Source organism: Pseudomonas sp. NMI542_15, assembly GCF_021283425.1.
Classification (GTDB): Bacteria; Pseudomonadota; Gammaproteobacteria; order Pseudomonadales; family Pseudomonadaceae; genus Aquipseudomonas; species Aquipseudomonas fortuita.
This window is the reverse complement of record NZ_JAJSRO010000026.1, coordinates 79,071-86,832: the sequence shown is the minus strand read 5'-3', so window position 1 is coordinate 86,832 and position 7,762 is coordinate 79,071. Positions and strand designations below refer to the sequence as shown.

Here is a 7,762-nt window from a genome sequence, read left to right as displayed (position 1 = left end):
TCGGCCTGGTCGCCGACGTTCAGCGGCAAGGCACCGAAAACACTGCCAGCGGACACCCGCTGCAGGCCGTTGACGCGAATATCGGAGATGGTGAAGGACTCGGCGTGAACTTCAGCGATCATCAGTGCGGACATGACCGCAGTTAGCAGCAGACGTTTCATGAAGTCCTTTTATTCCAACTGGCAATAAACAACCTGCCGCGAAAAAGCGGCAGGTTCGCAATTGAGCGAAGCTTTATAGTCGACCCAGATCGTTGATCAGGGCGAGCAACATCACCCCTATGACCAAACTGATACCGATCTGGACCCCCCAACCTTGCACCCGATCCGACAGCGGACGACCGCGCGCCCACTCGACCAGGTAAAACAGCAAATGCCCCCCATCCAGTACCGGGATGGGCAGCAAGTTAAGAACCCCCAGGCTTATGCTCAGGTAGGCCAGGAAATTCAGGAAATCCCCCACGCCGGACTGGGCTGAAGCGCCCGCCACTTTAGCAATGGTTATCGGTCCACTCAAGTTTTTTACCGAGAGCTCCCCGAACAGCATTTTCTTCAGCGATTCGAGGGTCAGCACGCTCATGCTCCAGGTGCGTGACAAGCCCTCACCCACCGCTTCAAGCGGGCCGTAGCTGATTTCGCGGAGCATGCTGGCAGGCCATTCGCCACCTTTTACTCCGGCACCCAGATAACCACCGGCAGCCTTGCCCTCCCCCTTGCGCGCCAGGGTTACCCGCACGTCCAGGGCCGCACCGTCACGCTCGACACGCACTACCACATTGGCAGCCGGGCGGGCACGCACACTGTCGACCACCTGCTGCCATTGCGTCACGGCAACACCGTCGATGCTCAGCAGCTTGTCACCCGTCCTGAGGCCCGCAGCGGCAGCCGGCCCCTTCGGATCGATCTCGGCCAGCACCGGCTCAATCGCCGGCCGCCAAGGGTGCAGCCCCAGGGACTGGATAGGGTCCGGCTCGTCAGCGCCCTTTAGCCAGCTGTCCAGCTTGACCGGCAGCTGGCGCTCGGCAGACGCGCCTTCGTCGCGCACCCCAACCTGCAAGGTGCCGCTCTCGCCAAGGCGACGAACAAGCTGCAAATTGACCGCCGACCAACCGCTGGTCGGCTTGCCGTCGATAGAGACGATTTCCTGACCTGCGGTCAGCCCGGCCGATGCAGCCAGGCTGCCAGCATCGACTGCACCGATCACCGGCCGCACTTGCTGGGTACCCATCATTGCCAGCACCCAGAAGAACAGGATGGCCAGCAGGAAGTTGGCGATCGGGCCCGCCGCGACGATCGCGATACGCTGGCCCACGGGCTTTCGGTTGAACGACTGATCAGCCAGCGCTGGCGGTACATCACCCTCGCGCTCGTCGAGCATCTTCACGTAGCCACCCAGCGGGATGGCGGCGACCACAAACTCGGTGCCATGGCGATCGTGCCAGCGCAACAGCGGTGTGCCGAAGCCCACCGAGAAGCGCAGCACCTTGACGCCGCAGCGGCGCGCCACCCAGAAGTGGCCGAATTCGTGGAAGGTGACCAGCACACCCAAAGCCACAAGGGTGCCGATAATCATGTAGAGCGCTGTCATGTCCATCTCCGAATGATGTTCAGCGGGCCGGCTGTATGCCAGCCCCCTCAGAAACCTGGGTGGGTTTGCATCAGCGACCGTGACGCCTCAGCCACTCACGGGAAAGCTCCCGGGCACGCTGGTCGGCGGCGAACACCGCGTCCAGCGACGGCAGCGGCACGACGGGCTCCTGATCGAGCACCTGTTCGATCATACCCGCGATCTCCGGAAAGCGGATACGCCGCTCAAGAAATGCTTCGACCGCCACCTCATTGGCTGCATTGAGTACGGCGGGTGCGCTGTTGCCCGCCTCGGCAGCCTGCCGCGCCAGGCGCAGGCAAGGGAAGCGCTGTTCGTCGGGCGCATGGAAATCCAGACGGGCGATGGCGAACAGGTCGAGCGGGGCCACCCCGGAATCGATACGTTCAGGCCACGCCAGGGCATTGGCGATCGGCGTACGCATGTCCGGATTACCCAACTGCGCCAGCACCGAACCGTCCACATAATCGACCAGGGAGTGAATGACACTCTGTGGGTGCACCACCACCTCGACCTTGGCCGGAGGGGCATCGAACAACCAGCAGGCCTCGATCAGCTCGAGCCCCTTGTTCATCATGCTGGCCGAATCCACGGAAATCTTGCGCCCCATCGACCAGTTGGGATGCGCACAGGCCTGCTCCGGCGTCACATCCAGCAAAGCTTCGACCGGCGTTTCACGGAACGGGCCACCGGAAGCCGTCAGCAGTATCCGGCGCACGCCAACCGCGCTCAGGCCACGCGCGTAGTCGCCGGGCATGCACTGGAAGATCGCGTTGTGCTCGCTATCGATCGGCAACAGCACGGCACTGCTGCGCCGCACGGCCTCGATGAACAGCGCACCGGACATTACCAAGGCTTCCTTGTTGGCCAGCAGCACCTTCTTGCCCGCCTCGACGGCAGCCAAGGTGGGGCGCAGGCCGGCAGCGCCGACAATCGCTGCCATCACCGCATCCACTTCCGCTGCCGAAGCCACCTGACAAAGCCCGGCCTCACCTTCCAGCACCTCGGTGGTGCAGCCGGCAGCCGCCAGGTTTTCGCGCAGTCGCACAGCTGCTTCGGCACTCGGCACTACTGCGAAGGCCGGGCGATGGCGCATGCACAGGGCCAGCAACTCGTCGATGCGCGAATAACCGCTGAGGGCGAACACCTGATAGCGATCGGGGTGGCGCGCGATCACATCCAGCGTGCTCAGACCGATGGAGCCGGTGGCCCCGAGTACGGTAATACGTTGCGGACGGCTCACATCACACCCCATTCGGCAGCCCACAACAACACGGCAAAAATCGGGATCGCCGCAGTAAGGCTGTCAATGCGGTCGAGTACACCACCATGGCCGGGCAGCAGATTACTGCTGTCCTTGATACCGGAGCGGCGTTTGAACATGCTCTCTGTCAGGTCACCGACCACCGAGGACATGACCAGCAGCGCGGCACCCAGCAGGCCCAGCAGGATCTGACCGAAACCCCAGTCACGACTGATGCCAACCGCCAACGTAATCGCAAGGCTCACCGCCAGGCCGCCATACACGCCTTCCCAGCTCTTGCCTGGGCTGACCTGCGGGGCCAGCTTGCGCTTGCCGAAGGCCCTGCCAGAGAAGTAAGCGCCAATGTCGGCGGCCCACACCAGCACCATGACCGACAGGATCAGCCAATTGCCCAGCGGCCAGTGCTTGAGCAACACCAGCCCCTGCCAGGCAGGCAGCAATACCAGCAGGCCGATCAGCAACCGGCAGGCGGCACTGGCCCACAGCTCGCTGCTACGCGGGTAGGTAAGCACCAGCCAGGTGGCCAGCCCCCACCAGATCACTGCAGCACCCAGCACCCAGGGCGCCAGCTCCGGAAGGATGTACAGCAACATCAGCGCTCCGGCGACCACCGCGGCATAGGCGATACGCAGCGGCTGGGCCATCAACCCGGCCAGACGTGCCCACTCCCAGGCGCCAAGGGTCACCACGAAGCCGATGAACAGGGCGAAATCCCCGCCGTTGAGCAGGAAGAAGCCACCCAGCGCGATCGGCAGCAGGATCAGCGCAGTCATGATGCGTTGTTTAAGCATTAAGCACGAGCTCCAGCCTCGACCTGCTCGCTGGTCTTACCGAAGCGGCGCTGGCGCGAAGCGAAATCGGCCAGGGCATTGCGCATGGCCTCGTGTTTGAAGTCCGGCCAGTACAGGTCGGAGAAATACAGCTCGGCGTAGGCCAGCTGCCACAACAGGAAATTGCTGATGCGGTGCTCGCCACCGGTGCGAATGCACAGGTCCGGCAGCGGTAGCTCGCCGGTTGCCAGGCATGTCTGCAGCAGGCCCGGGGTAATGTCTTCCGGGCGCAGGTGCCCGGCTTGCACTTCCCGCGCCAGCCGCTGAGCGGCCTGAGCGATGTCCCACTGGCCACCGTAGTTGGCCGCAATCTGCAGGATGAAGCGGTTGTTGCCGGCGGTCAGCGCCTCGGCCTCGCGCATGGCAGCTTGCAGTTCGGGATGGAAACGCGAACGGTCACCGATGATGCGCAAGCTGATGTTGTTCTCGTTGAGGCGCTTCGCCTCGCGGCGCAGGGCCGAGAAGAACAGCTCCATCAGCGCACCGACCTCTTCGGCGGGGCGCTGCCAGTTTTCGCTGGAGAACGCGAACAGGGTCAGTACCTCGACCCCGGACTTGGCACACACTTCGATGACCGCGCGAACGGCGTCTACACCCGCCTTGTGCCCGGCAACGCCGGGCAGCAGGCGTTTTTTCGCCCAGCGGTTGTTGCCATCCATGATGATCGCGACGTGACGCGGCACCGAGGACGGCGCCACTGGCTTGGTCTTTTCCATTAAGAAACCCCGGCCTTAGACGGCCATCAGGTCCTTTTCCTTGGCTTTGAAGGCAGCATCGACTTCGGCAACGAACTTGTCGGTCAGCTTCTGGATCTCGTCAGCGGCGCGACGTTCTTCGTCTTCGCTGATTTCCTTGTCCTTGGTCAGCTTCTTCAGGTCGGCAAGGGCGTCGCGGCGTACGTTGCGCACGGCAACCTTGGCATCCTCGCACACGCCACTGGCCTGCTTGGTATAGCCCTTGCGGGTTTCCTCGGTCAGGGCTGGCATTGGCACACGAATGGTAGTGCCGGCGCTGGACGGGTTCAGGCCCAGGTCAGAGGTAAGAATGGCCTTTTCGATGGCAGCGCTGAGGTTTTTGTCATGAGCGACAATTTTCAGGGTGCGGGCATCTTCGACGCTGATCGCAGCCACCTGGTTCAGCGGCATTTCGCTGCCCCAGGCAGTGACCTTGACGCTATCCAGGATGCTTGGGTGGGCACGACCGGTGCGGATCGCCGCCAGGTTACGGCTCAGGGCCTCAAGGGACTTGGTCATGCGCTCCTGCGCGTCTTTCTTGATGTCGTTGATCATGCTTGGCCTTCCTCGATCAGAGTACCTTCAGCGCCACCCACCACGATGTTCAGCAGGGCGCCAGGCTTGTTCATGTTGAATACCCGCAATGGCATCCCGTGGTCGCGGCACAGGACGATTGCGGTCAGGTCCATCACACCCAGCTTGCGATCCAGGACCTCATCGTAGGTCAGGTGATCGAACTTCTCGGCGTGTGGGTCCTTGAATGGATCGGCAGTGTACACACCATCGACCTTGGTCGCCTTCAGCACGACGTCGGCATCGATTTCGATGGCGCGCAGGCAAGCGGCGGAGTCGGTGGTGAAGAACGGGTTGCCGGTACCGGCGGAGAAAATTACCACATCCCCGGAGTTGAGGTGGCGAATAGCTTTGCGGCGATCATAATGATCGGTGACGCCGACCATGGAGATGGCGGACATGACCAGGGCCGGGATGTTCGAGCGCTCCAGCGCATCGCGCATGGCCAGGCCGTTCATCACGGTGGCCAGCATACCCATGTGGTCACCGGTGACGCGGTCCATGCCGGCTGCGCTGAGTGCAGCGCCACGGAACAGGTTGCCACCGCCAATCACCAGGCCGACCTGGACACCAATCCCTACCAACTGGCCAACTTCAAGGGCCATGCGATCCAGCACCTTCGGGTCGATCCCGAAGTCTTCCGAGCCCATCAGGGCCTCGCCGCTAAGTTTGAGCAAAATGCGTTTATAGCGAGGTTGGCGACCACTCACCTGCTGAGCCATTGCGAGTCTCTCCTGCGGCGTACTTTAGAAAATTCGTGCGGGCTGTTTTCAGCCTGCTAACTGTAGCGTGGCACCGCTTTGGTGCCAGCGGCGGCGGGTTTCATAAACCCTTCGCCGTTTTGACAAAGAGGCTGCGCGCGTGAGCGGGCAGCCTCTTTGGGGCGACAGACGGGGCTGTCTTACTGCTTGGCGGCAGCTACCTGAGCGGCAACTTCAGCAGCGAAGTCGTCGACTGGCTTCTCGATGCCTTCGCCTACTTTGAAGTAGGTGAAGGAAACGATTTCAGCGCCGGCTTTCTTGGCCAGCTCGCCAACCTTGACTTCTGGGTTCATGACGAAGGCCTGCTCTTTCAGCGAAGCTTCAGCCTTGAACTTGGTGATACGGCCGTTGATCATGTTCTCAACGATGTTTTCCGGCTTGCCGGCAATCTTGTCGGCGTTCAGCTGCAGGAAGACATTCTTCTCGCGCTCGATGGCCTCGGCGGAGATTTCCGACGAATCCAGGAACTCAGGGTTCGACGCTGCAACGTGCATGGCGATGTTCTTCGCCAGCTCGACGTCACCGCCTTTCAGAACGACGACTGCGCCGATCTTGTTGCCGTGCAGGTAGGCACCGACAACGTCACCTTCAACGCGCACCAGGCGACGGATGTTGACGTTCTCGCCACACTTGGCAACCAGGGCTTCACGAGCTGCTTCACGCGAGGCGATCAGCGGAGCGGCGTCGGTCAGTTTCTGGGCGAAGGCTTCTTCAAGGCTTTCGGCAACGAAGTTCTTGAAGTCGTCTTGCAGGGCCAGGAAGTCGGTCTGCGAGTTCACTTCCAGCAGAACGGCGGATTTACCGTCGGTCTTGACGGCGATAGCGCCTTCAGCAGCGACGTTGCCAGCCTTTTTGGCGGCCTTGATGGCGCCCGAGGCACGCATGTCGTCAATGGCTTTCTCGATGTCGCCGCCAGCCTTTTCCAGGGCTTTCTTGCAATCCATCATGCCTTCGCCAGTACGCTCGCGCAGTTCTTTTACCAGCGCTGCAGTAATTGCTGCCATTTCAAAATCCTCTTGGAAAGTTTTTCAACCATTCCACCCGTTCGTCACGGGCGTTAAATTCTGCGAATCCGCTGTTGTTATCTCAGCCAACCCATAATGCGGGGCCCTTGCTGACAGCAGGATTTCAAGGTGGCAAAAAGGGGGCAAAGCCCCCTTTTTGCGTGCCAAGTAGACGCTAGCGCCTATTACTCAGCAGCAGGTGCAGCCGCTTCTTCAACATAGACTTCGGTGCCGCCAGCAACGTTGTTGCGGCCGCGGATGATGGCGTCAGCCATCGAAGTCATGTACAGCTCGATGGCGCGGATGGCGTCGTCGTTGCCTGGGATGATGTAGTCAACACCTTCCGGGCTGCTGTTGGTATCGACAACGCCGATAACCGGGATGCCCAGCTTGTTAGCTTCGGTGATAGCAATGCGCTCGTGGTCAACGTCGATCACGAACAGGGCATCAGGCAGACCGCCCATGTCCTTGATACCACCCAGGCTGCGGTCCAGCTTTTCCAGATCGCGCGAACGCATCAGGGCTTCTTTCTTGGTCAGCTTGGCAAAGGTGCCGTCTTCGGCCTGGGCTTCCAGGTCGCGCAGACGCTTGATCGAAGCGCGGATGGTCTTGTAGTTGGTCAGCATGCCGCCCAACCAGCGGTGGTCAACGTATGGCGAACCGGCACGAGCAGCTTGCTCGGCGACGATCTTGCCGGCGGAACGCTTGGTGCCGACGAACATGATCTTGTTCTTGCCCTGAGCCAGACGCTCTACGAACGCCAGGGCGTCGTTGAACATTGGCAGGGTTTTTTCCAGGTTGATGATGTGGATCTTGTTACGCGCGCCGAAAATGTACTTGCCCATTTTCGGGTTCCAGTAACGGGTCTGGTGGCCGAAGTGCACACCGGCCTTCAGCATATCGCGCATATTGACTTGGGACATGATAGTTCCTTGGTAAGTCGGGTTGGGCCTCCACGCGTCCCAATGACCAACCCGCAAATTCGAGAATC

General features: G+C 61.3%; 8 protein-coding genes and 1 pseudogene. All 9 read right to left on the bottom strand.

The window, feature by feature from the left end; all coding sequences use genetic code 11:
* Window positions 1-161: pseudogene (locus LU684_RS26450) on the bottom strand (POTRA domain-containing protein); the annotation flags it as partial.
* Window positions 162-234: 73 nt separating this feature from the next.
* Window positions 235-1,587: an RIP metalloprotease RseP gene (gene rseP, locus LU684_RS26445; RefSeq protein WP_016485213.1), complete on the bottom strand. Its 1,353-nt coding sequence runs from the start codon at window positions 1,585-1,587 to the stop codon at window positions 235-237.
* Window positions 1,588-1,657: 70 nt separating this feature from the next.
* On the bottom strand, window positions 1,658-2,848 hold the full coding sequence (gene ispC, locus LU684_RS26440) for a 1-deoxy-D-xylulose-5-phosphate reductoisomerase (protein ID WP_209953333.1): 1,191 nt from the start codon (window positions 2,846-2,848) through the stop codon (window positions 1,658-1,660).
* Entirely contained in the window at window positions 2,845-3,660 is an 816-nt protein-coding gene (locus LU684_RS26435) for a phosphatidate cytidylyltransferase (RefSeq protein WP_016485211.1), read from the bottom strand. Before LU684_RS26435 ends, ispC begins: the two co-directional genes overlap by 4 nt.
* Window positions 3,660-4,415, bottom strand: coding sequence for a polyprenyl diphosphate synthase (gene uppS, locus LU684_RS26430; protein WP_016485210.1), 756 nt, complete (start codon window positions 4,413-4,415; stop codon window positions 3,660-3,662). Before uppS ends, LU684_RS26435 begins: the two co-directional genes overlap by 1 nt.
* 15 nt (window positions 4,416-4,430) lie before the next feature.
* Window positions 4,431-4,988, bottom strand: coding sequence for a ribosome recycling factor (gene frr / locus LU684_RS26425; protein ID WP_016485209.1), 558 nt, complete (start codon window positions 4,986-4,988; stop codon window positions 4,431-4,433).
* A complete protein-coding gene (gene pyrH, locus LU684_RS26420; RefSeq protein ID WP_012270836.1) occupies window positions 4,985-5,728 on the bottom strand; it encodes a UMP kinase in 744 nt (247 codons plus the stop codon). Before pyrH ends, frr begins: the two co-directional genes overlap by 4 nt.
* A 179-nt stretch (window positions 5,729-5,907) precedes the next feature.
* Window positions 5,908-6,771: a translation elongation factor Ts gene (gene tsf / locus LU684_RS26415; protein WP_016485208.1), complete on the bottom strand. Its 864-nt coding sequence runs from the start codon at window positions 6,769-6,771 to the stop codon at window positions 5,908-5,910.
* Between the two features lie 185 nt (window positions 6,772-6,956).
* A complete protein-coding gene (rpsB, locus tag LU684_RS26410; protein WP_016485207.1) occupies window positions 6,957-7,694 on the bottom strand; it encodes a 30S ribosomal protein S2 in 738 nt (245 codons plus the stop codon).
* Window positions 7,695-7,762 lie beyond the last annotated feature (68 nt).